The sequence below is a fragment of the Heliomicrobium modesticaldum Ice1 genome (genome assembly GCF_000019165.1).
Classification (GTDB): Bacteria; Bacillota; Desulfitobacteriia; order Heliobacteriales; family Heliobacteriaceae; genus Heliomicrobium; species Heliomicrobium modesticaldum.
Genome location: NC_010337.2, coordinates 2,144,705 through 2,167,000, shown reverse-complemented (window position 1 = coordinate 2,167,000; position 22,296 = coordinate 2,144,705). Strand labels below are relative to the sequence as shown.

The following is a 22,296-nucleotide window of genomic DNA, read 5'->3' as shown; positions in this document are numbered from 1 at the left end:
TCCCTAGGCCTGGATATCGCCTGCCGCGAGGACTTCGGCCCCTTTGGCGATCTTGCGGACCAAACCGGAGAGAACCTTCCCCGGACCGACCTCGACAAAACGGGTAACGCCCTGGTCGGCGAGGAAACGGATCGATTGCTCCCACCGGACAGGATGGTCGACTTGGAGAATCAGGTTTTCCCGGACCCTTTCCGCATCGCAGACAGGCGCCGCCGTCACGTTGGCCACCAGCGGGATGACCGGATCGGCGATGGCCGCCGTCCGGAGCAAACCGGCCATGCGCTCCGCCGCCGGTCGCATGAGAGAGCAGTGAAAGGGGGCGCTCACGTTCAGCAAAAGGGCGCGCTTGGCGCCGGCCACCTTGGCCAGTTCCATCGCCTTCTCGACTGCCAACCGCTCTCCGGCGATGACCACCTGACCGGCGCCATTGAAGTTGGCCGGTTCGACCACCCCACCGAGGGCGGTTGCGGCCTGCCGGCAGACCTCTTCCACGGCTTCCGCCTCCAGCCCCATGATGGCCGCCATTGTCCCTTGTCCGGCCGGCACGGCCTCCTGCATAAAGAGCCCCCGCTGGCGAACCAGGCGCAAGCCATCAGCCAGTGTCAGGCTGCCTGCCGCCACCAGCGCCGAGTACTCGCCCAGGCTGTGGCCGGCCACCCAGTCGGCCTTCCACCCTTTCGCCGCCAGCACCCGGAAATAAGCGATGGAGACGGCTAAGAGCGCCGGTTGGGTATTGGCTGTCAGGCGAAGTTCCTCTTCAGGGCCTTCGAAGCAGAGCCGGCTGAGCGAAAAACCGAGTGTATCGTCGGCTTCAGCAAAAACCTGGCAGGCTTCGCTGTAGTGGCGAACCAGATCGGCGCCCATGCCGACAAACTGGGATCCCTGCCCGGGAAACATGAACAGTGTCTTTGTCATTATGCCTCCTGTGATTCTGCCGCCATGCCGCCCAAACGGGCGAGCACCTTTTCCGTTTCGGCGATGATTTCCTCGATGATCTCAGCGGCGCTTTGCTCCCGGCAAACCATGGCAGCCACCTGACCGGCCATGACCGAGCCCATCTCCACGTCGCCTTCCACCATGGCCATGCGCAATTTGCCGACGCCGAGGGCTTCCATTTCCTCCGCCGGCGCAGCCCGCCGCTCCATCTCCTCAAACTGACGAACGAGCTTGTTCTTTAACACCCGCACGGGATGGCCTGTCGGGCGCCCCGTGACGACAGTGTCGCGATCCTTCGCTTTGAGCACCATGGCCTTCACATTCCGGTGGATGGTGCACTCATTGGCGCACATGAACCGAGTGCCCATCTGCACACCTACGGCACCCAAGCTGAGGGCTGCCGCAAACTGGCGCCCGTCGGCGATGCCGCCGGCGGCGATGACAGGGATCTTGACAGCGTCGACGATCTGGGGCACGAGGGCCATCGTCGTCAGTTCACCTACATGGCCGCCCGACTCCATCCCTTCGGCGATCAGCGCGTCGACGCCGGACTTCTCCAAACGCTGGGCCAGGGCTACGGCGGAGACGACGGGGATGACCTTCGTGCCGATTTCCTTCAGGCGTGGAATGTACTTGCCAGGGTTGCCGGCGCCAGTGGTGATCACCGGAACGCGGTGTTCGATGATCCGATCGATGATGGCATCCACATGGGGGGACATAAGCATCACGTTGACGCCGAAGGGCTTCGATGTACGCGCCTTGATCTTCCTAATCTCATTGTCCAGCCATTCCGCCGGCGCCTGTCCGGCGCCGACGATGCCCAAACCGCCGGCTTCCGAGACGGCTGCCGCCAGTTCCGCCGTGGCCACCCAAGCCATCCCGCCTTGCAGCACAGGATAGCGGATCCCCAAGAGATCACACAAAACGGTTCTCACGAAACCCCTCCTACACCAAACTTAAGAACAAAACCACCACAGGAGCACATCTAAAAGACGCATCAGGTCAGGACGGATGCGGACTCGTCATAGACTTACCGCTGCCCGGGATTCCATTCGACGGCCATGCTCCCCCAGGTCAGTCCCGAACCGAAGCCGACCATCAGCAGGCGATCGCCCCTCTTGACTTTGCCGGCGCGCACCACCTCATCGAGGGCCACCGGGATTGACGCCGCTGACATGTTGCCGCAACGATCCAGGTTAAGGGCCACCTTTTCCATCGACAGACCCAGCTTCTTCGCTGCCGAATCGATAATGCGCAGGTTGGCCTGGTGGGGGATCAGCATATCGATCTCTTCCTGCCGCCAGCCGGCCCTGTCGAGTACCCTCTGAGAGGCGTCGCCGATGACGCGGACGGCAAACTTATAGACCTCTTTGCCGTTCATCTTGACATAGTGCTGCCTTTCTTCCAGGGTGGCTGCCGACGCCGGCATGCGGCTGCCGCCGGCGGGAACGGTGATCAATCCGCCCCCAGAACCGTCGGCGCCCAGGTCAAAAGCTTTGAATCCGCCTTCCTCGACAGGGCCGAGCAGGGCAGCGCCGGCGCCGTCGCCGAAGAGCACGCAGGTGTTGCGGTCGCGATAATCTAAAAACTTCGATAAGACCTCAGCGCCGATGACGAGCACATGGCGGTACATGCCGGTGGCGATGAACTGGGCGCCGACAGCGCAACCGTAGATGAAGCTGGTACATGCCGTCTCCAGGTCGAAGGCGGCAGCCCGGCGGGCGCCCATCTTCCAGGCGGCCAGACAGGCTGAAGCCGGTAGATAGGTGTCGAAGGTGCAGCTGCCGACGATGACCAGATCGACCTCCTCCGGCGCCAGGCCGGCCGCTTCCAGGGCGCGGGCGCCGGCGATGGCGGAAAGATCGCTGACCGCCTCTTCCGGCGCGGCGACACGGCGTTCCCGGATCCCCGTCCGGGTGACGATCCACTCGTCACTCGTGTCGACCATAGACTCAAATTCCTTGTTCGTCATGATCCGCTCCGGCAGATAAGCGCCGGTGCCCCAGATGCCCACTTTTTTCAACATACCGGCTCCACCTTCCCGGGGATATGTTCCTGTATGGCGGCGATGAAGTTCTGTTGCACACCCTGGCGGGCCACCCGCAGGGCGTTCTTGATCGCCTTCGCCTTCGACGATCCGTGGCAGATGATGGAAACACCGTTGACACCCAAAAGGGGCGCGCCGCCGTATTCGGCATAATCAAGGCGTTTCCCCATGCCCCGCAAAGCCGGAGCGGCCAATAAGGCGCCCAACTGAGCCATGCGGCTGTTTTTCAATTCGTCTTTGATCATCGTCTTCAGGGCGCTGACCATGCCTTCGCCGAACTTCAAGACCACATTGCCGACAAAACCGTCGCAGACGATCACGTCAGCGCGACCGAAGAAAATATCGCGACCTTCCACGTTGCCGATGAAGTGGAGCGGCGCCTCCCGGAGCATCCCGTAAGCACCCAGAACGAGTTCGTTCCCCTTCGTCTCCTCTTCACCGATGTTGAGCAGGGCGACGCGAGGGTTGGCGATCCCCATCACTTTCTCGGCATAGATGCTGCCCATGTGCGCGAACTGAAGCAGGTTCCGGGGTTTGGCCTCCGAATTGGCGCCCACGTCCAGCAGCAGTTTGCCGCCCTCCAGTGTGGGCAGGATCGTGGCGATGGCAGGACGGTCGATGCCGCTGATGCGCCCCAAACCCAGCAGGGAGGCGGCCATCTGGGCGCCTGTTGAGCCGGCGGACACGAGCGCCTGGGCGCGCCCTTCCTTGACGAGCCTCGTCGCCACGACGATCGAGGCGTCCTTTTTCTTGCGGAGGGCCGTGGCGGGCGATTCATCCATGGCGATGACCTCAGAGGCGGCGACAATATCCAGGCGCGAACGAGCGCCGGCGGAGGCTTCCTTGAGCAGGGGCTCAATGGCGTCAGGACGCCCGACGAGCAGGATCTGCAGGTGCAGTTCCTCTGCAGCCTCGATGGCGCCTTTGACGATTTCTCCCGGAGCGTGATCACCGCCCATGGCGTCCAGCGCAATGCGCAATCCCATTTCCTCCTTAGGTCCCTGCGATTTTATCGCGTGCGGTCACATAGAATTTACCGGAAAAAACAACTTCATCGTTGACGGTGCTGACAATGCGAATGATGTTGCGGGCGCCGACGACGCGGACCACCTGGGCCCGGGCGACGACCGTTTCGCCGAGGCGGACGGGGCGCCGGTAGCGGACCCGGGAAAGGCCGGTCACAGCCACCGAGGCGTCGACGACAGCCACGGCCAGCGAGTTGGCCTGGGCGAAGAGGTAATGTCCCCTGGCGATGGTGGAGTGCTGCAGGAGCATGGCTTCTGTCACAAGGAGCCGCGATTCAGCCTCCCGGCCGAGCTGCAGGTGGGTCAACTCGCCCACGATCACCTCGCTGCTGATGGAGCGAGCCTCCTTCAACTTCTCGGCGGCCACCTGGCGTGTCCGTTCCCGCACCTCGGGAATACCGATCTGCTGGCGATCCAAGCGGATCGTCTGGATGCTCACGCCCAGTCGGCGCGCCAGTTCCCCATCGGTGTAAAAGGGGTTCTCCTGCACGATCTGCTCCAGCGCGGCCAGACGGGCTTCCTTTTTCTCCCGCCCCCCCATGGCAATTCCTCCTGTATCCCACAGCAAAAGAAAAATCTTAGCACCTACTAACAATCCAAAGTATAGCGGGGAAAAGGCCGTCGCGCAAGTCCTTCCGTCGATCTTGATTTCCTTTTATTTCCTTTGTGCCCCAAAAGAAAAAGGCCTATACGCGATAGGCCTTTTTCGTGATTGCTTTATTCGGCTTTTTTGCCGGCTTCCCGGTCACGGTAAAAACCGCAGCTGGGACATACATGGTGGGGCATTTTCGGTTCACGGCACTGCGGGCAGGGACCGAAGGAAACCAGTTCCAGCTTCTGAGTCGCCCGGCGCTGCCGGTTGCGCGATTTCGATCGCCGGTGTTGAGGAACACCCATCTCCTACACCTCCTTTTACGTCTCGGAACGCCCTTTGCCACTTAACAAGGCCTGGAGAGGGGCCAACCGGGGATCGGCCGGTTCATCCGGACAACCGCAGGGTCCCTGCGCCCGCAATGCGCCGCATTGGGGACAGAGTCCGGGGCAATCCTCCTGACACAACACCTTCATCGGCAAGGCGAAGATGAGGCTTTCATGAAAAGCAGGGCCCAAATCCAGTTCCCCGTCTTTTTCCAAGGGATAGTTGGGGACTTCGCCCGTCGGTTCCGCTTCTTCCGAGGCTCTTGTCTCCGCGGTCATCGTGAAAGTCGCTTCGACGGGAACATGCAGATCGATGCTCACCGGCGTCATACAGCGATCACAGGCGCCAGCGATCCGGGCAAAGAGGTTGCCGCAGAAGCGGTATCCGCCTTCTTCCCGCGACAGGCGCCCGTTTACATCGACAGGTCCCTCCAGACGGAGGTTGCCGCCAAGTTCGGTCTCATCCTGCCACTGCCCGGAGAAGGGAACCGTCAGATCCCGTTCGCGGACTTTGAGCAACAAACCCCGATCTACTTGCACGAAGCTCACCTCTTTAGAAAACAACCAGCCATCATTATACAAAGATGCGTGCACGATGTCAATGGTTGCACCGGACTGGTTATCCTTTCAGGAGGCGGTAGGTGTCGCGGGCGATCATCAGTTCTTCGTTCGTCGGCACCACCATGACGCGGCAGGTCGCGCCCGCGGCAGAGATATCGGCTTCGCCGCGCCCCTTATTCTTCTCTTCGTCCAGTTGGACGCCCAGGTAGCTGAGGCCGCTGCAGACAGACTGGCGCATGGATGGTGAGTTCTCGCCGAGACCGGCCGTAAAGACGATGGCGTCGACGCCGTTCATCACTGCGGCATAGGCGCCAATATATTTTTTAACACGATAGGCGAACATGTCAAGGGCCAGTTGGCAACGCTCATTCCCTTTGGCGGCCTCTTCTTCCAGGTCGCGGAAGTCGCTGGAGACGCCGGAAACGCCGAGGACACCGCTCTTTTTGTTCATCAGATCGTTGATCTGGCCTGTCGTCAATCCCTCTTTTTCCATCAGAAAGGGAACGGCGGCCGGATCCATGTCACCGACGCGGGTGCCCATGATCAGGCCTTCCAGCGGCGTGAAGCCCATCGACGTGTCGACGGAACGACCCCTGTCGATGGCTGTGATGGAGGCGCCGTTACCCAGGTGGCAGGTGATGATGCGGAGATCCTCCAGGGGCCGGCCGAGCATGGCCGCAGCCCACTGGGCCACATATTTATGGGAGGTGCCATGGAAGCCGTAGCGGCGGAGGGAATGCTTTGCCGCCAACTCGTAGGGAAGGGCGTAATTGTAGGCGTAGCCGGGAATCGTCTGGTGGAAGGCCGTGTCAAAAACAGCGACCTGGGGTACGCCGGGCAGCATATGCTGGCAAGCCTCGATGCCCATCACCGCCGGCGGGTTGTGCAGCGGCGCCACTTCGAAGAGGGCGCGGATATTGGCCAACGACTGCTCGTTGACGACAGCCGAGTCAGAAAAGGTATCACCGCCATGGGCAACGCGGTGCCCCACAGCGTCGATTTCACGCATCGACGCAACGACGCCATGGTCCTCATGGGTCAGGGCTTCGACGGTCAATTGGATCGCCCGATCATGGTTTAGGATCTCTGTTTCGATGACGACCTGGTCTTTGCCAATCGGTCGATGAGTCAACATGGAACCGCTCAGGCCGATCCGTTCAACCAGGCCTTTGGCGAGCAGCGCTTCCTTCCGCATGTCAAAAAGCTGGTATTTGAGCGAAGAACTGCCAGAGTTGATGACCAAAACGATCATGAGGATCCCCCTTGTAATTGTGACTTTTTTCTTTAATATACCCCATTGGTCTACCATTGTCATTTAAGCAGAAGATTTCGTCAAGATGATGATCTCCAAATTTTCGGAATTTCACAGATAATTGGAGGCTTGTGTAGATGATCTCGCCTATCCCTAGGGTCCCCGGATCGCTGATCGTGACGCTTTTCTTGCTGCTTTTGACCCCGCTCATCGTCTTTTACCCGGCCCTGTCACTCTCCGCGGCGCGGGAAGGATTACAACTCTGGTTGACCGTCTTGTTGCCGGCCCTGTTTCCCTTTCTGGTGGTCGCTGAACTGATCCTGGCCCTCGGTTTGCCCCGGTTGATCGGCGCTGTGCTGGAACCGCTGATGCAGCCACTCTTTCGTCTTCCTGGCGCAGCCGCCGTCGTTGTCGCCGTGGGATTCACCTCCGGTTTTCCCGTCGGCGCAATTATGACAGCTCGCCTGATCCAAGAGGGCCTGTTGACGCCTGCGGAAGGCGAACGGCTCGTCCTGTTCACCAACAACGCCAGCCCCCTGTTCATGCTCGGCGCCGTCGGCGCCGGCATGTTCGGATCATCGGAAGCGGGACTGCTGCTGGCAGCATCCCACTACATGGCCAACCTGCTTGTCGGCTTGATCCATGCCCGCCTGTCACCTGTGTCTCGCGCCACGGCGCCCCTTCCCTTCCGTTCCCGTTTGAATAGGGAATGGCAAACCTTCCTGACCCAGCCCGGGACCGCCGGGGAGACACTGGGAAGGGCAATCGGCAAAGGAATGCACAACATCCTGATCATCGGTGGGTATACCATGTTTTTCGTCGTCCTCTTCCGGCTGTTCTCCGCCGGGGGGTTGCTCGCGCCGCTGCTGGCGCTGTTGGAAAAGGCGCTCTCTGCCCTTCAGTGCAGCCCCGATCTGGCGCCGGGACTCCTGTCAGGGGCGCTGGAGATGAGCATCGGCTGTCAGCAGATCGCGGTGGCCCAAGCTCCCCTATCCCAGCGTCTTGTTTTGACCGCCTTGCTCCTGTCCTGGAGCGGCCTCTCCATCTTGGCCCAGGTCGCGACCTGTCTGGCCGGAACGGGGGTGCGCATGAGCCGCTACATCCTGGCCAGGCTGGCGCAAGGCATCCTTTCCATGGCCATTGTCAGCCTTTGGCTGCTCCATATACCCTCTTCACTCGCTTCCGCCTGCATCCCTCCCATCTTTAGTCTCCAAACCTGGCCGTTCTGGCCCGGTTTCACCGGGATCGCCTATCTGGCCCTGGCATGTCTGCTCCTTCTCCGGGCGGGCCTGTCCGCCCGAAAAGGGGTGACGAAACGATAAAAATAAAAAGGGCGTCCCTCGACACCCCGCTGAAACGACTTGCACCTTAATACGGGTAGATCTCCACCTCGGCGCGGGGGATCAGTAATCTTGCCCTCCCCGCTCCCAGGTGACCTGCAGTTCTTCCCGTCCTTTCCGGACTGTGTTGATAGACTTAGACAGGGTATGTTCGATCTGGCGAAGGACATCGTCGGCATACTGGCGGGCGTCATTTTGTAACTCCGCCGCCTGACGACGGGCCTCAGCCAGGATCTCCTCGGACTTCTGCTGGGCCATCCGAACGATCTCCGTCTCACCGGCCAGCTTGGCCACATAAGCCTTCGTCTCTTCAATCATCTGCTGGCACTCGGCTTCGGCCTCCTGAATGACCCGCTGCCGTTCCTTCGTCAGCCACTTAGCCTGGCGCAGCTCTTCGGGGAGTCCCGTGCGGATGCGATCCAGAAAATCTAGGAGAGTATGATCATCCACAAGCACCTTGCCGGTGATCGGGATGCGCGTCGATGTCTCGATCAATTCTTCCAGTTCGTCCAGGAGGCGCAAGACATTTCTGCCTTCGCCGAAGCGCGACGAATTCCCTTCCAACGCCTGTGAACGCTCCATCGAACAGGTTCCCCTTTCTATCTGACCGGCGCCTTTCCCCGTACGGTATCGCCGTATTTTTCTGCCATCCTGGCGAGCACCGCCGGCGGCAGATAATCTGAGACGTCTCCGCCGAAGGAGGCCACTTCTTTGACCATGGAACTGCTGAGAAAGGCGTAGTCGGTATGGGTGGCCATGAAAACCGTCTCCACCTCAGGATAGAGCCGTTTGTTCATGAGAGCCATCTGAAACTCCACCTCGAAATCGGAAACAGCCCGCAAGCCCCGCACGATGGCCCGGGCGCCCTGCTTGCGCGTAAAATCGACGAGCAACCCAGAAAAAGACTCGACGCGAACGTTCGAGATATGAGAAACGGCCATCCGGATCATCTCGACGCGCTCGTCCATCGTGAAGAGCGGTTTTTTGTTGGGATTGATCACGACAGCGACGATCACTTCATGAAAAATCTGGGCAGCCCGCTCCACGATGTCCATATGACCCTTGGTGATGGGATCAAAACTGCCCGGATAGACGGCAACAGTCACGAATCGGCCTCCTCACGGCGTTCGTCCGGTTCCGGCGACCGCTTCCACTGGTAGTAATGAATCATGGTGTCTCCATAGCGGTCCTGCTTCCTCCGGATCAGGGAACCGAATTCTTCAGGAAGCCCTTCATCGCGGCTGCTTTCCAGGATCAAGGTCCCTGCCGTCGCCAACAGGCCGGCGGCGGCCGACTCCAACACAGGCAGCCAGAGTTCCCGCTTATAAGGTGGGTCGGCAAAGATCAAATCAAAGCGCCTTCCTTCGGCGAGCAGCCGCTGGCAGGCCTGCCGAACATCCTGCTTCAGCACTTTTCCCCTGTTCAAACCGGTTGCTTCGATGTTTTTTGCGATGACGGCACAGGCAGCCGGATGTTTTTCCACCCAATATACGAAGGCAGCGCCCCGGCTGAGGGCCTCAAGGCCCAAGGCGCCCGTTCCCGCAAACAGATCCAGGCATTGCGCCTCAAGGCAACGCCCGGCCAGAACACTGAACAGCGCTTCTTTCACGCGATCGGCCGTAGGCCGCGTCTCCCAACCCTTGACAGAGACGAGGCGGCGGCCTCGGGCTTGGCCGGATATGATCCGCACATCCAATCCCCCTCTACCGCATTACCCAGATTATAGCATGGCCTCCCTCGTTCGACAATTCCCGCAACAACGGAATGAGCCTCCCGTCCCAGAGGGCACATTGAGGAGGGAAGGAGGAATCGCTGTGAATCGCTCCACTCTGTACAGCAACCTCGGCATCCGCTTGGACATGGCCGTCGAGGCCCATGACGTCATCCGCCGGGAGATGGGCGCTGATGTGCCCGGTGTGCGGATCTTTCGGACCGAACACCCGCAGGCGGTCGTCACCACCGTCGTCGTCGAATCGGAACAGGGCGAACAGGCCATGGCCAAGCCGCGGGGAACCTACGTGACCATTGACGCGCCGCCCTTGCGGGAGAACAATCGAGAAGCCCACCAGGCCATCTCGACGATCCTGGCCCATGAACTGCGCCGACTCCTGCAGATCGGACCCAACAGTTCGGTTCTCGTCGTCGGACTTGGCAACTGGAACGCCACCCCGGACGCCCTCGGGCCTAAGGTGGTCGAATCGACCCTTGTCACCCGCCACCTGCACCACTTTGCGCCGGAGGAACTGGCAGGCCATCTCCGTCCCGTCAGCGCCATCGCTCCCGGCGTCCTCGGCCTGACAGGGATCGAGACAGCAGAGATCATTAAAGGGATCGTGGAAAAAACAGGGCCCGATCTGATCATCGCCATCGACGCACTGGCCACCCGCTCTGTCGACCGCATCGCCACGAGCATCCAACTGGCGAACACAGGCATCCAGCCCGGTTCAGGCGTCGGCAACAAACGGGCCGGGATCAACCTGGAGACGATGGGCTGTCCCGTCGTGGCGCTCGGCATCCCCACCGTCGTCCATGCCGGCATCATCGCCCATGAGGCCATCGAAAAACTGATGCAACAGTTTCAGACGAGCCCCACCCTCTACCGTTTGTACAAAGGGATCAATCCGGAGGCGATGCAGCAGATCATCGAAGAGGTCCTCGGCCCCTTCCAGCGGGACCTGATCATGACGCCCAAGGAGATCGACCAGCTGATCCAGCAGACCTCCCGCGTGGTCTCAGCCGGGATCGCCCAAGCGCTCCATCCGTCCATCGGGCCGGACCAATGGACCCAGTACCTGCAATAAAAAGGGCGAAGAGCGTCCCTTACGGGGATCGCTCTTTTCTTACGCGGCTCTCTGTCGACTGCTGTGCCCATCACTTTTTCGCCGGCGATTAACAGCGCTGTCGACTGCTCTGACCGGCTGCTTCGATCATGGCCGCGCTGTGCTAGACGGGTCGCCGAGCTGCATCATCCTTTGCACAACCCGGTCGCTTGCCCGGCTGCGCTCCCGTTGTGGCGCCGTCCTTTTTGGCGCCCTGAAAGCGGTGGCCTAGACCGATCTCCTGAGCCACTTCCATTTTAAGGTCCTCCAGTTGCGGCGACAATTCGTCGCGATCCCGTTCCGGCAAGGTGTTCACCTCCTCGCCTATAAGGATCGCCCGTCAGAACAGATCCAATCCATGAAAAGTCTCCCTCACCCGCCGGGCCAGTTCGCGGCTCTCCGGCGCCTCAAGTTCGGGGTCCTGTTCCGACCAATGACGAGCCCATTCCTTCGCCATTTCCATCAGATCAGCGTCACGAACCAAATCAGCTGCTTTAAACACGGGGATGCCGCTCTGTCGCGTTCCCAGGAATTCACCGGGCCCACGCAATTTCAAGTCCTCCTCGGCGAGACGGAATCCGTCGTCGCTCGCTTCCATGGCCCGCATGCGCTGCCGTCCCTCCTCGGAGAGTTTGTCAGCCACGAGGATGCAGTAAGACTGGGCGTCGCCACGGCCAACCCGTCCCCGCAACTGGTGCAGTTGGGCCAAGCCGAACCGTTCGGCCCCCTCGATGACCATGATCGTCGCCGCGGGCACGTCAACGCCCACCTCGATCACCGTCGTGGCGACGAGGATGTGCAATTGACCGCGGTAGAAACGCTCCATCACGGCGGCCTTTTCTTCTTTCTTCAGCCGCCCGTGGAGGATGCCGACGGCCAGATCGGGGAAGACATTGCGGGACAGGGTGGCATAGCGCTCCTCCACAGCGGCCAGGTCTGATTCCTCCGAGTCCTCGATGGCCGGGCAGACCACATAGGCCTGATGACCTGCGGCCACCTCCCGGCGCATCAACCGGTAGATGCGCGGCCAGGCGTCGCTGCCCACATGATGAGTCTTCACCTGCCGCCGGCCCGGCGGACGCTCATCGAGGATCGACACATCGAGATCGCCGTAGACGGTCATGGCCAGGGTGCGCGGGATCGGTGTCGCCGTCATCACCAACAGATCGGCCGCCTCGCTCTTTCCCTTCAGAACAGCCCGCTGCCGAACACCGAAGCGATGCTGTTCATCAATGATCACCAGACCGAGGCGACGAAAGGTCACCTCCTTTTGCAACAAAGCGTGGGTGCCCACGACGACAGGGATGGAGCCGTCGGCTAAACCGCGCAGGACCTCCTCGCGGCGGCGCCGTCCCATTGACCCGGTCAGATGAGCCACCGGCATGGCCATGTTGGCCAGCAGGCTCTGCCAGTTGATGGCATGTTGCTCCGCCAGGACCTCTGTCGGCGCCATTAAGGCCGCTTGATAGCCGGAGGCGACGGCCTTCACGACAGCCGAAGCGGCCACCACCGTCTTGCCGGCGCCCACATCGCCCTGGAGCAGACGGTGCATGGGTCTGTCGGCTTCCATATCGGCCTCGATTTCGCTGATCACCCGCTGCTGCGCCCCTGTCAGTGTATAGGGCAAAAGCGACCAAAAGCGCTGTAACTCTTCCCGCGCCGGCTGGTGCCGAACCCCCTCGATGCGCCCTTGCTTTTGCCGACGCACATAGCGCCAGGCCGTGGACAGCAAAAAAATCTCGTTGAAGGCGACTTTGCGCCGACCCGCCTCGGCCGCTTCCAGACTTTCGGGAAAGTGGATCTGGCGAACAGCCTCGACAAGGGAAGGCAGTTTCACCTTCGCTGCCACTGGGGTCGGAAGGGGATCGATCAGCGATGGGGCGTATTTGTCCAGCACCTGTCCGTACAGGCCTCGCAGAAACCGCTGGTTCAAGCCCTCTGTGGCCGGGTAGACGGGAATGATCCGGTTGGTGTGAAGTCCCGCCTCAGCCTGGTTTTCCATCTCCTCCACAAGCAGTTCTGCCTTGCCGTAGCGGAACTCAACCTTGCCGGAGACGACGACAGCCGTTCCGGGCGGGTACTTGGCCGGCAGGTGTTTGCGATTGAAGAGCACGATCGGCAGCAGACCGCTGCCGTCGTCGATCTGGCCCTTGATCACCGCCAACCCGCGCCGTGGGTTCCACTGCTGGTAGGCACGGATCACGCCGGCCACCGTCACGTCGCCTGGGTAGCGGATCTGGGCGATGCTCATCAGCCGGCTCCGGTCGATGTAGCGATGGGGCAGGTGAAAGAGCAGATCCCGCACGGTGGCGATGCCCAGCTTCTTCAGCAGCGCCGCCCGCTGAGGCCCTACGCCGCGCAGGAACTGGATCTCCGTGCCCGGTCCCGCACTGCTGCGGGAAAGCGGACGATCTGGGCCGGACGGGGAGACGGCGGCGTTGTGTGACGACGCTGCCCGTCGAGGCGCCGTTCGGGTTGGCGCCTTCCCTGACAGCTCCACCGGACGGGATGGTATCGCCGAAGGGGGCGTTACCGGCAGTTGCGGCGACAAGGCCAATTCGAGCGCACTGAGGTTTTGTGAGATCTGTTCCACCAGATGACGCCGTTCAGGGATCGGCTGCTGCCGATAGTATTGCAGTTGGCCCTCCCACAAGGCCAGGCGCGCGCCCCAAGGGCCGGGAACGTCCACCGCTTCCCGGCGCAGGGCGATGAGGGCTGAACGGGCAAAGGCCGCAAAGCCGCCGACAACGCCGCCGTCGGTGTAACCGCAATGGCACTCCGCATCGACAGCTCTCCGCAGGTTCTGCCACAAGGATTGCCATTTCATGCCCTTACTCCCTCGGCGCAGGCGCGCAGCGTCAACGACAGGTCGCTGCCCCTATCGTCGTCAAGCACGGGAGATAGGTTCATCCGATCCACCTGATGCCGGTTGACTTCGGTCCGGTCGGCGCCGCCCCGGATCAAGGCGGCTAAAGAAGGCCTGTCCAAGGGCGCCTCAATCGGGGATCTTGAGTCCATGGACATGGACGTTCACCTCGCGAACAGATAAGCCCAGTTGGTCCTCGATAGCTGACTTGACCCGTTCCATGACCGTCCGAGCCACTTCGGGAATGCGAACGCCATAGGTCATGATCACATGCAGATCCAAGGAAACCGAGTGATCGCCGTAGGCGTTCACCTGGATGCCCTGAGCAGCCTTTTCCGCCCGCTTGTTGACGCCGATCCCTGCAAAGACATGCTTGGGCGCCATACCTACCAGACCATAACACTCCTTCGCCGCCTGTCCGGCCAGATTGGCGATCACATCGTCGGCGATGGAAACACTGCCCATGTCAGAGTGATTTTTCACCGTCATCACCGGTCACACTCCTTCCTATAAAAAAAGGACCTCACCTGGGCCCCTGCCTTTCCAACCGCTGCAATTCCGCCAGGAGGACCTGAAGGTCAATGTCATGCATCTTGGCGCCGCCTTCAATCGTCTCTGTGGCGGAACCCATGCAACCGAGGCAGCTCATCCCGTACCGTGCCAGGATTTCACCGGCTTCAGGGTACGTCTGCAGCAATGCCATCAATGACATGTCCTTGGTTATTCTCCCCAAATCGCTCCCTCCCTTGCAAGTTTTGCTACCTGCCGATCTATTCGTCAATGGCGGAAGAATTCCTTTTTGCCTGCGTCCAAGATCTTGCCAAAAGACAAACTGTCTGTTAGACTGTAATAGTGATTTTTTTCGAGCCCAAGGAGGTGGAATCATGGCACGGAAATGCGCCATTTGTGGCAAAGGGGTTCAAATGGGGATGCAAGTCAGTCACTCCCACATCCGCACAAAACGCACCTGGTCCCCCAACCTCCAGCGCGTTCGCGCGGTCGTCAAGGGTGCACCTGTTCGTCTGAATGTTTGTACCCGCTGCCTCCGTTCGGGCAAAGTTCAGCGGTCCGTCTAACCAACCGCGTCCCCTGCGGTTGCCGATAACCCCGAAGCGTCAAGTCCTTTGACCTGTTGGTCAAAGGACTTTTTGCTTTTCTTTCACCTGATTTCTCTTTTCTTTCGCCTTATTTCCCTTCGTCTTCCCGGTGCCGTGCGCTTTCTTGTTCCCAAGCTTTAAGTTCCTCAGGAGCGAAGAAGTGGACTTGATTGCAAAAATGGCACCGCACCTCGGCGCCCCTCTGCGTCTTGCGCATATCGGCCAGTTCGTCAGCGCCGAGGCTCTTGAGCAACGCGGCGACGCGCTCTCGGTCGCAGCCGCAGAAAAACTCCGGTCGATAAGCGGCCAGCACCTTCGGTTCCATGCCCTCCAGGAGTTCTTCCATGAGATCGCGGACGCTCTTGCCTGTGGACCAGTACTGGCTGATGGAGCCGATCCGTGCGATCCGCGCCTCCAACTGATCGATCATGGTATCATCGGCGCCAGGCATCAACTGAAGAAGGTAGCCGCCGGCAGACTTGACCGAACCGTCCACATCGATGAGAACGCCCAGGGCGACGGCGCTCGGCGTCTGTTCGGAGATGAGGAAGTATTGGGTCAGATCCTCGGCGATCTCGCCGGAGACCAATTCGGCTGTCCCTGTGTAGGCCTCTTTCAGCCCCAGGTCCCGCGTCACATGGATATGGCCCTGACGGCCCACGGCGCCGCCTACATCAAGCTTCCCTTCCGCCGTCGGCGGCAGGTCCAGTTCCGGATGCTGCACATAACCGCGCACCCGCCCCCGGGCGTCGCCCTGGGCGACCACCGCTCCAAGGGGACCGTCGCCGAGGATGCGCAAGGTCATCTTCTCATCATTTTTCTGCAAAGCCCCCAAGAGGGACGCCGCCGTCAAAGCCCGGCCCAGGGCCGCCGTCGGAACGGGCCATGTCCCGTGCAGTTCCCTGGCCCGGCCTACCAGTTCCGTCGTTCTGGCGCCGATAAAGCGCACCATGCCGTCTTGGGTTGTGGCCCGTATAAGTTCATCGCCCTTCGTGACAGCCATCGCTGTAATCCCTCTTCCTTTCCAACGTAGCGGCAAAAATCAGGCATAAGCTTGCCCTTTTTAGGAATGGCAATCAAGCCGACTGAGGTTCAAAGCGCCGAAGCGTTAGGCCACAGTCACATTGGCCGCCGACATCCACTGCAGCTTTACCGGCTGATATCTGATAAAAGTCAGGAAGCCCGATCGGCATGACTGTATCCGCGCCGTTGCTTTGCGCCTCTTTCAGGGCCGTTGTCACAGCGCAAGCCGCCGCAGCGCAGGCTTCTGGAACGGACCGGCCGTGGCAGATCCCAGCCGCTACGATGGCGGCAAAGAGATCCCCTGTGCCGTAGGCGGACCAGGGCACTGCATTGACGCCGATCTCAAAGGCCGCTTCCCGTCCCAGGGCGAGGGTGTAGATCCGGTTGTTCTCCCGCCGCCAACTGGTGACGATCACCCACTGGAGCCCGGAGTCGGGCCCAGGGGAGCAAGGCCCCGCGGCTGATGCCAACAGGCGACGTGCTGCTGCTATGATCACAGGCTCACTGCGGTCTGCCGCTGCCGGATCCATTCCGGCCAATTTTAGCACCTCAAAGGGATTGGGCGTGATCACCTGGGCCATGGGCAACAGCCGCTCCCGGACCACATCGACCACCGCCGGCGTCACATAGAGCCCGTAAGGATCATCGCCCAGCACGGGATCGAGCAGGTAAGGGAGCGACCCCTTCGCCGCCATCCGGCGGGACAGCCAATCGGCCAAGATCTCTCCCTGTTCGGCTGAACCGAGATAGCCGCTCAGAATCAGGTCGGCCTCCGCCTCCTCGAGGGAGCGCAGCAGGCCGTAGAAAAGGGGCGAAGGGACGACGCCGCCTCGCCGGGGACGAACGGCGCCATGGGCACCGAGCAGGACCGTGTGAACCGGGTAAGGTTCAACCCGACAGGCCAGGAACCCGGGGATGACGGCCGAATTACCGACAAACCCCCGGGCCACCAGGCTCTGCACGGTGATAGCCGACGGAATCCGCTCCATCGGATCAACCGCCGATGCTGCGCAGCAGATTAGCCATCTCGATGGCCGACATGGCGGCGTCCCAGCCCTTGTTGCCTGCCTTCGTCCCCGCTCGCTCGATGGCCTGCTCGATCGTGTCGGTCGTGAGGACCCCAAAGATGGTGGGAACGCCCGATTGGAGTCCCACCTGGGCGACGCCTTTGGACACCTCGCTGCAGACATAGTCAAAATGGGGCGTCGCACCGCGGATGACGGCGCCGAGACAGATGACGGCGTCGTAACCCTTGGTCGTCATTTTTTTGGCCACCAGAGGGATCTCGAAAGCGCCGGGAACCCAGGCGACATGCACATCCTGGTCGGAGACGCCGTGGCGCAACAGGGCGTCCTGGGCGCCGGCAACCAGTTTGGAGGAGATGAACTCGTTAAAACGAGAAACGACGATGCCGATTTTCAACCCTTGGCCAATCAGATGGCCTTCATAGATAGCGCCTGGCATGAATGGATCGACTCCTTCACTTTATTAGAGCAGATGCCCCAGTTTCTCTTCCTTCGTCTTCAAGTACCGTTCGTTTTCAGGGACACAGTCGATGATGATCGGCACCCGTTCGACGACAGAGAGACCGTAACCTTCCAACCCCTTGATCTTGCGCGGGTTGTTGGTCATGAGGCGGATCTTTTTCAGCCCCAAGTCGGCCAGGATCTGAGCGCCGGTTCCGTAATCGCGCAGGTCGGCGGGAAAGCCGAGCATCTCGTTGGCCTGAACGGTGTCGGCACCCATGTCCTGAAGCTTGTAGGCGCGGATCTTGTTGATCAGGCCGATGCCACGGCCCTCTTGGCGCATGTAGAGGACGACGCCGCGGCCCTCTTCCTCGATCCGCCGAAGCGCGCTGGCTAACTGGTCGCCGCAGTCACAGCGCTTAGAGCCGAGCACGTCGCCGGTGAGGCATTCCGAGTGGACCCGCACGAGCACCGGCTCCTCGCCCTCTTCCACATTCCCTTTGACGATGGCCAGATGGCCTTCGCCGTCGAGGAGGCTCTCATAGGCGACTGCCATAAAATCGCCGTATTTGGTGGGCAGTTTGATCATCTCTATCCGCCGGATCAGTTTTTCTGTCCTGCGCCGGTACTCGATCAGATCGGCGATGGTGATGATCTTGAGGTTATGTTTTTCCGCGAAGGGCAGCAATTCCGGGATCCGCGCCATCGTGCCGTCATCGGCCATGATCTCGCAGATGACGCCAGCCGGGTAGAGGCCGGCCATCCGGGCCAGGTCGACAGCGGCTTCCGTGTGGCCCGCCCGCACCAGCACACCGCCGTCACGGGCGCGCAGCGGGAAGATGTGGCCTGGCTTGCGCAGATCGTCGGGCTTCGTCTTGGCGTCGAGCAGGGTGTGGATCGTCTGGTTTCGTTCATAGGCTGAGATGCCGGTGGTGCAGCTTATGGCGTCGACGGAGACGGTGAAGGCCGTCTGCATGCGGTCCGTGTTATCGCGGACCATGGCATGGATCTCCAGGGCGTCGAGCCGTTCCCCCGTCATAGGGACGCAGATCAAGCCTCGGCCGAAGGTGGCCATGAAATTGATCGCCTCCGGCGTGGCCTTTTCCGCCGCCATCAGCAGGTCGCCTTCGTTCTCGCGATCCTCATCGTCGACGACGATGATCATGCGGCCGTCTCGGATATCCTGAAGGGCTTCCTCAATCGTGCTAAATGCCAAGGGATTCACCTCTTAATATCCATTTTCCAGCAAAAACTCGCGGGTCAGGCGGGAGCCTTTTCCGGTCGCCGCGGCGGACGGTATCCTGCCGGTAAGCAGGCGTTCCACATACTTGCCGATCACGTCGGCCTCCAGATTGACCTTGTGGCCTGGCTTTTTCAAGCCCAGCGTCGTCATCCCGGCCGTGTGGGGGATCAAGGAGACGGTGAAGGCCGCCTCAAAGACATCGACCACCGTCAGGCTGATGCCGTCGATGGCGATGGAGCCCTTCGGGATGACATAGCGCAACAGTTCCGGCGGCGCGGCGATCTCCGTCACGACGGCAATGTCGACGCGCTCTTGGCCTCGGATGACACCGACGGCGTCGATGTGACCGGAAACGATATGGCCGCCCAGGCGGTCGCCGACACGGACAGCCCGCTCCAGGTTGACCCGGTGTCCCGGCTGCAGTTCCGACAGGGCGGTGCGGTCGAGCGTCTCGGCCATCACATCAGCCGTAAAGCTGCTCCCATCATAACGGACGACCGTCAGACAGACGCCGTTGACGGCGATGGAATCGCCGAGCTTCACGTCCTCAACGACCGTTTTTGCGTTGATCTCGATCTTGGCTGAGCGGGCACCCCGGGAAATCGCCCGGACGACGCCTAATTCCTCTACGATTCCGGTAAACACGGCCTCACCTCCTGCAGCACCCCTTCGAGCAGCCAATCGTCTCCGACAGAGGTCATCACACATCTTTGCAGCCGGCGGGCCTTGGCCATCAGGGCCGCTCCGGTCCCGCCGACCGGCGACGGCGCCCCTTCTCCGCCGACGATCTTCGGGGCCAGGAAGATGGCCGCCCGGTCGGCCAGGTTTCCATCTAAAAAGGCGCCATGGATGCGCGCCCCGCCCTCCACCAAAAGCGACGTGACGTTGTCACAGGCGAGTCGGTGCAACAGATAGGACAGGTCGACGCATCCGCCGGCATCGGCTGGGCAGCGCAGGACGGTGGCCCCGGCCTGTTCGAGCGCTGCCACCTGCTCCGCCGGCGCCGCCTCGGTGACAGCGATGATGGTCTTCGCCTCCGCCGACAGGACCTTCGCCGTCAGCGGTGTCCGCGCCTTGCTGTCGACGATGATACGGATAGGGTTGCGACAATCCTTTTCGGCGAGGCGGACAGTCAACTGGGGATCATCGGCCAGCACCGTGCCGATGCCGACCAGGATGGCGTCAAGGCGATTGCGCCACTGGTGGACCTTGCGCCGCGACGCCGGACTGCTGACCCAGCGGCTGTCACCTGATGCGGTGGCGATCTTGCCGTCTGCCGTCATGGCCCATTTGAGCAACACCCAAGGCCGCTTGCGCGTCACCCAAGTGAAAAAGGGCTGATTGATGGTGATGGCCGCATCGGCCATCACCCCCACATCGACTTCGATGCCGGCCTCTCGCAGCCTGGCAAATCCCTGCCCCGCCACCTGGGGGTTGGGATCCGCCACGGCGGCCACCACCCGGCTGATCTTGGCGGCGATGATCGCTTCAGTGCAGGGCGGTGTCCGTCCATGATGGTTGCACGGTTCAAGGGTCACATAGAGGGTCCCGCCGCAGGCGGCCTCACCGGCCTGGCGCAAGGCGTGAACCTCCGCATGAGGCGTCCCCGCTTTCCGATGATACCCTTCCCCGATGACGCGGCCATCCTTGACAACAACCGCGCCGACGACCGGGTTGGGGCTTGTCCGGCCTAAGGCTAGGGCGGCAAGTTCCAGGGCGCGGTCCATGAATGAAAAGTCTTCCGGAATCAACTCAACACCACCACTCTCCGGGAAAACGAAGAACCCCCGGGGTTAGTTTCCCCGGGGATACAGAAACAACACTTTGACCGAGACCGCAACGGCAGGACAAAGCAAGGACAAGCTGCTCATGCACCAGCCGCCTCTTCGTTTCCCCTTCCCATCCAGACTATCACTGTCGGCCCCGGAATCACACCGGATCTGCCCCGAAGGGCTCGCGGGCTGTACCGCCGGTAGGGAATTGCACCCGTCCCCAAGGAAAACACCCATTCCATCATGCTTTTTACTGCAGAATCGATTATACCAACCGGCGCGAATCCTGTCAAAGGGTCAGCGCAGCCGCCCGGAGTTGGGCTACCTCAGCCCGGGGATCGGACGTCCCGAAGAGAGCGGAACCAGCCACCAACACGTCGGCCCCGGCCTGGACAACCTGAGATGCCGTCGTCCTGTTGACGCCGCCGTCGACCTGAATCTCGTAGTGAAGGCCCTGCGCTTGGCGATAACGGGCCAGCGCTTCGATCTTGGGCAGGGCGCCGGCGATGAACTTCTGACCGCCAAAACCGGGGTTGACGGACATGACCAAGACCAGATCGACCATGGGCAGGATGCAGGACAGACTCTGCCAGGGCGTGGCCGGGTTAAGGGCTACGCCGGCCCGGGCGCCTTTTTCTTTGATCAATGACAGGGTGCGGTGCAAGTGAACACAAGCTTCCTGATGGACCGTGATCAGGTCCGCGCCAGCTTGGATGAAATCGAGGATGTACTTGTCCGGGGCTTCGATCATGAGGTGGGTGTCAAAAACCATCCGGCTGCGCTCCCGCAACGCCGCCACGACAAGGGGACCGATGGTGATGTTGGGCACGAAGTGGCCGTCCATCACGTCGATGTGCAGGTACTCGGCGCCGCCCGCTTCCACGGCAGCGACCTGCGCGCCCAGGTTGGCGAAGTCGGCCGACAGGATCGATGGCGCAATTTTGATCGTCATGATTTTCTTCCTTTCGGGGCCTGCCGTTCCCGCTCGATCAATTCGTTCAGGAACATCAGGTAGTGGTCGTAGCGCTGGCGGTGGATCTGCCCCGCCTCGACAGCCTCGATGACGGCGCAGTCCGGCTCTGTCTTGTGCAGACAACTGGCAAAGCGGCAGCTGCCGAGATGGGGCACCATCTCCGGAAACAATTCAGGCAGGTCCTGGGGAGAGATATCAGGCAGGTAGAGCGTCGAAAAGCCGGGCGTATCGGCAACCAGCGCGCCCGACGCCAGTGGGATCAGCTCTACATGGCGGGTGGTGTGGCGGCCGCGTCCGATCTTGGCGCTCACCTCGCCCGTCTTGAGCGACAACCCCGGCGCCAGCGCGTTAAGGAGGGTCGACTTGCCCGCCCCTGAGGGGCCGGCGACAACGGAGATGCGATCCTCCAGCAAGCCCTTCAACCCCTCCAGGTTCTCCCCCTGCCGTGCCGAGAGGACGAACTGGGCTATCGAGATATCCCTGTAGAGCGCCTGGACCTGGGCGACACGCTCGGGCGAGGCGATGTCCGCCTTGTTCCAGACGAGGACAGGCTGGATGCCGGCATGAGCCGCCAGGACGAGCAACCGGTCGACAAGGACGAAATCGGGGTCAGGCGCTGCCAGAGCAAAGACCAGGAGCACCTGATCCACGTTGGCCACTGGCGGGCGCAGCAACTCGTTCCGCCGAGGCAACACCCCTTCGATGACCCCCTTGTCCCCTTCCATGACGCAGATGCGCACCTGATCACCGGGCAAAAAGACGCGGTCATCGCCCTTCAATCGGAACTTGCCCCGCAAGGAGCAGGTGTACAACCGACCGCCGGCGAGGACATAGTAAAACCCGCTGTATCCTTTGATGATCGTTCCTTCCGTCTCCCTTTGGTTCAAACGGGGCTCCTCCATTACTCCAGTTTACTCGCCTTAGCGCTGTGGCGCTTGCCTTCGCTGCGTTCACATAG

The 22,296-nt window shown here is 61.3% G+C and carries 27 protein-coding genes and 1 riboswitch; of the genes, 3 read left to right on the top strand and 24 right to left on the bottom strand.

What is annotated here, in order from left to right:
- Positions 1 to 3 precede the first annotated feature (3 nt).
- From fabD to HM1_RS09750, 8 genes are all read right to left on the bottom strand, one after another.
- Positions 4 to 915, bottom strand: coding sequence for an ACP S-malonyltransferase (gene fabD / locus HM1_RS09785; RefSeq protein WP_012283220.1), 912 nt, complete (start codon positions 913 to 915; stop codon positions 4 to 6).
- The gene (gene fabK, locus HM1_RS09780) at positions 915 to 1,871 is read right to left on the bottom strand and encodes an enoyl-[acyl-carrier-protein] reductase FabK (RefSeq protein ID WP_012283219.1); all 957 of its coding nucleotides are present in this window, start codon (positions 1,869 to 1,871) and stop codon (positions 915 to 917) included. Before fabK ends, fabD begins: the two co-directional genes overlap by 1 nt.
- A 95-nt stretch (positions 1,872 to 1,966) precedes the next feature.
- A complete protein-coding gene (locus HM1_RS09775) occupies positions 1,967 to 2,959 on the bottom strand; it encodes a beta-ketoacyl-ACP synthase III (RefSeq protein ID WP_269464923.1) in 993 nt (330 codons plus the stop codon).
- Positions 2,956 to 3,963: a phosphate acyltransferase PlsX gene (plsX, locus tag HM1_RS09770; protein ID WP_012283217.1), complete on the bottom strand. Its 1,008-nt coding sequence runs from the start codon at positions 3,961 to 3,963 to the stop codon at positions 2,956 to 2,958. Before plsX ends, HM1_RS09775 begins: the two co-directional genes overlap by 4 nt.
- Before the next feature lie 13 nt (positions 3,964 to 3,976).
- Entirely contained in the window at positions 3,977 to 4,549 is a 573-nt protein-coding gene (gene fapR / locus HM1_RS09765) for a transcription factor FapR (protein WP_012283216.1), read from the bottom strand.
- Between the two features lie 176 nt (positions 4,550 to 4,725).
- Positions 4,726 to 4,905: a 50S ribosomal protein L32 gene (gene rpmF / locus HM1_RS09760; protein ID WP_012283215.1), complete on the bottom strand. Its 180-nt coding sequence runs from the start codon at positions 4,903 to 4,905 to the stop codon at positions 4,726 to 4,728.
- A 15-nt stretch (positions 4,906 to 4,920) separates the two neighbouring features.
- Positions 4,921 to 5,466 (bottom strand): YceD family protein, encoded by a 546-nt coding sequence (locus HM1_RS14700; protein WP_012283214.1) that lies wholly within the window; start codon positions 5,464 to 5,466, stop codon positions 4,921 to 4,923.
- 79 nt (positions 5,467 to 5,545) lie between these two features.
- Entirely contained in the window at positions 5,546 to 6,739 is a 1,194-nt protein-coding gene (locus tag HM1_RS09750) for an acetate/propionate family kinase (RefSeq protein WP_012283213.1), read from the bottom strand.
- A gap of 137 nt (positions 6,740 to 6,876) precedes the next feature.
- Here HM1_RS09750 and HM1_RS09745 point away from each other — a divergent pair, with 137 nt between their 5' ends.
- Positions 6,877 to 8,061 carry a nucleoside recognition domain-containing protein gene (locus HM1_RS09745; protein WP_012283212.1) on the top strand — a complete coding sequence of 395 codons (1,185 nt, stop codon included), beginning with the start codon at positions 6,877 to 6,879 and terminating at the stop codon, positions 8,059 to 8,061.
- A gap of 81 nt (positions 8,062 to 8,142) precedes the next feature.
- Here HM1_RS09745 and HM1_RS09740 read toward each other — a convergent pair whose 3' ends face one another.
- The 3 genes from HM1_RS09740 to rsmD are packed head-to-tail and all read right to left on the bottom strand — an operon-like array spanning position 8,143 to position 9,769.
- Positions 8,143 to 8,661 carry a hypothetical protein gene (locus HM1_RS09740; protein ID WP_012283211.1) on the bottom strand — a complete coding sequence of 173 codons (519 nt, stop codon included), beginning with the start codon at positions 8,659 to 8,661 and terminating at the stop codon, positions 8,143 to 8,145.
- Positions 8,662 to 8,678: 17 nt separating this feature from the next.
- Positions 8,679 to 9,185 (bottom strand): pantetheine-phosphate adenylyltransferase, encoded by a 507-nt coding sequence (coaD, locus tag HM1_RS09735; protein WP_012283210.1) that lies wholly within the window; start codon positions 9,183 to 9,185, stop codon positions 8,679 to 8,681.
- Positions 9,182 to 9,769: a 16S rRNA (guanine(966)-N(2))-methyltransferase RsmD gene (rsmD, locus tag HM1_RS09730; RefSeq protein ID WP_012283209.1), complete on the bottom strand. Its 588-nt coding sequence runs from the start codon at positions 9,767 to 9,769 to the stop codon at positions 9,182 to 9,184. Before rsmD ends, coaD begins: the two co-directional genes overlap by 4 nt.
- Before the next feature lie 124 nt (positions 9,770 to 9,893).
- On the opposite strand from rsmD, the gene gpr reads away from it, so the two are divergent.
- The gene (gene gpr, locus HM1_RS09725; protein ID WP_012283208.1) at positions 9,894 to 10,880 is read left to right on the top strand and encodes a GPR endopeptidase; all 987 of its coding nucleotides are present in this window, start codon (positions 9,894 to 9,896) and stop codon (positions 10,878 to 10,880) included.
- A 142-nt stretch (positions 10,881 to 11,022) separates the two neighbouring features.
- On the opposite strand, the gene HM1_RS09720 is transcribed toward gpr, so the two are convergent.
- The 5 genes from HM1_RS09720 to HM1_RS09705 are packed head-to-tail and all read right to left on the bottom strand — an operon-like array spanning position 11,023 to position 14,476.
- The gene (locus tag HM1_RS09720; protein WP_012283207.1) at positions 11,023 to 11,205 is read right to left on the bottom strand and encodes a small, acid-soluble spore protein, alpha/beta type; all 183 of its coding nucleotides are present in this window, start codon (positions 11,203 to 11,205) and stop codon (positions 11,023 to 11,025) included.
- 33 nt (positions 11,206 to 11,238) lie between these two features.
- Positions 11,239 to 13,725, bottom strand: coding sequence for an ATP-dependent DNA helicase RecG (recG, locus tag HM1_RS09715; protein WP_012283206.1), 2,487 nt, complete (start codon positions 13,723 to 13,725; stop codon positions 11,239 to 11,241).
- On the bottom strand, positions 13,722 to 13,922 hold the full coding sequence (locus tag HM1_RS15585; protein ID WP_148207124.1) for a hypothetical protein: 201 nt from the start codon (positions 13,920 to 13,922) through the stop codon (positions 13,722 to 13,724). The genes recG and HM1_RS15585 overlap by 4 nt, the downstream gene beginning before the upstream one ends.
- Complete coding sequence (locus tag HM1_RS09710) at positions 13,894 to 14,253, bottom strand: Asp23/Gls24 family envelope stress response protein (RefSeq protein ID WP_012283204.1); 360 nt, start codon at positions 14,251 to 14,253, stop codon at positions 13,894 to 13,896. The genes HM1_RS15585 and HM1_RS09710 overlap by 29 nt, the downstream gene beginning before the upstream one ends.
- Before the next feature lie 34 nt (positions 14,254 to 14,287).
- A complete protein-coding gene (locus HM1_RS09705) occupies positions 14,288 to 14,476 on the bottom strand; it encodes a DUF1858 domain-containing protein (protein ID WP_041315371.1) in 189 nt (62 codons plus the stop codon).
- Positions 14,477 to 14,648: 172 nt separating this feature from the next.
- Here HM1_RS09705 and rpmB point away from each other — a divergent pair, with 172 nt between their 5' ends.
- Entirely contained in the window at positions 14,649 to 14,840 is a 192-nt protein-coding gene (rpmB, locus tag HM1_RS15255; protein WP_012283203.1) for a 50S ribosomal protein L28, read from the top strand.
- 109 nt (positions 14,841 to 14,949) lie between these two features.
- Here rpmB and hslO read toward each other — a convergent pair whose 3' ends face one another.
- The 8 genes from hslO to rsgA all read right to left on the bottom strand — a co-directional run bounded on the left by hslO (position 14,950) and on the right by rsgA (position 22,225).
- A complete protein-coding gene (hslO, locus tag HM1_RS09700) occupies positions 14,950 to 15,864 on the bottom strand; it encodes an Hsp33 family molecular chaperone HslO (RefSeq protein WP_012283202.1) in 915 nt (304 codons plus the stop codon).
- Between the two features lie 73 nt (positions 15,865 to 15,937).
- Entirely contained in the window at positions 15,938 to 16,873 is a 936-nt protein-coding gene (locus HM1_RS09695) for a bifunctional hydroxymethylpyrimidine kinase/phosphomethylpyrimidine kinase (protein WP_012283201.1), read from the bottom strand.
- Between the two features lie 4 nt (positions 16,874 to 16,877).
- Positions 16,878 to 17,348, bottom strand: a complete 471-nt coding sequence (gene ribH, locus HM1_RS09690; RefSeq protein WP_012283200.1) for a 6,7-dimethyl-8-ribityllumazine synthase — start codon at positions 17,346 to 17,348, stop codon at positions 16,878 to 16,880.
- Between the two features lie 24 nt (positions 17,349 to 17,372).
- Positions 17,373 to 18,566: a bifunctional 3,4-dihydroxy-2-butanone-4-phosphate synthase/GTP cyclohydrolase II gene (locus tag HM1_RS09685; RefSeq protein ID WP_012283199.1), complete on the bottom strand. Its 1,194-nt coding sequence runs from the start codon at positions 18,564 to 18,566 to the stop codon at positions 17,373 to 17,375.
- Positions 18,567 to 18,578: 12 nt separating this feature from the next.
- Positions 18,579 to 19,238: a riboflavin synthase gene (locus HM1_RS09680; RefSeq protein WP_012283198.1), complete on the bottom strand. Its 660-nt coding sequence runs from the start codon at positions 19,236 to 19,238 to the stop codon at positions 18,579 to 18,581.
- Complete coding sequence (gene ribD / locus HM1_RS09675; protein WP_012283197.1) at positions 19,220 to 20,344, bottom strand: bifunctional diaminohydroxyphosphoribosylaminopyrimidine deaminase/5-amino-6-(5-phosphoribosylamino)uracil reductase RibD; 1,125 nt, start codon at positions 20,342 to 20,344, stop codon at positions 19,220 to 19,222. The genes HM1_RS09680 and ribD overlap by 19 nt, the downstream gene beginning before the upstream one ends.
- A 136-nt stretch (positions 20,345 to 20,480) precedes the next feature.
- Positions 20,481 to 20,597: riboswitch (FMN riboswitch) on the bottom strand.
- Between the two features lie 57 nt (positions 20,598 to 20,654).
- The gene (gene rpe, locus HM1_RS09670) at positions 20,655 to 21,317 is read right to left on the bottom strand and encodes a ribulose-phosphate 3-epimerase (protein WP_012283196.1); all 663 of its coding nucleotides are present in this window, start codon (positions 21,315 to 21,317) and stop codon (positions 20,655 to 20,657) included.
- Positions 21,314 to 22,225 carry a ribosome small subunit-dependent GTPase A gene (rsgA, locus tag HM1_RS09665; RefSeq protein ID WP_012283195.1) on the bottom strand — a complete coding sequence of 304 codons (912 nt, stop codon included), beginning with the start codon at positions 22,223 to 22,225 and terminating at the stop codon, positions 21,314 to 21,316. Before rsgA ends, rpe begins: the two co-directional genes overlap by 4 nt.
- Positions 22,226 to 22,296 lie beyond the last annotated feature (71 nt).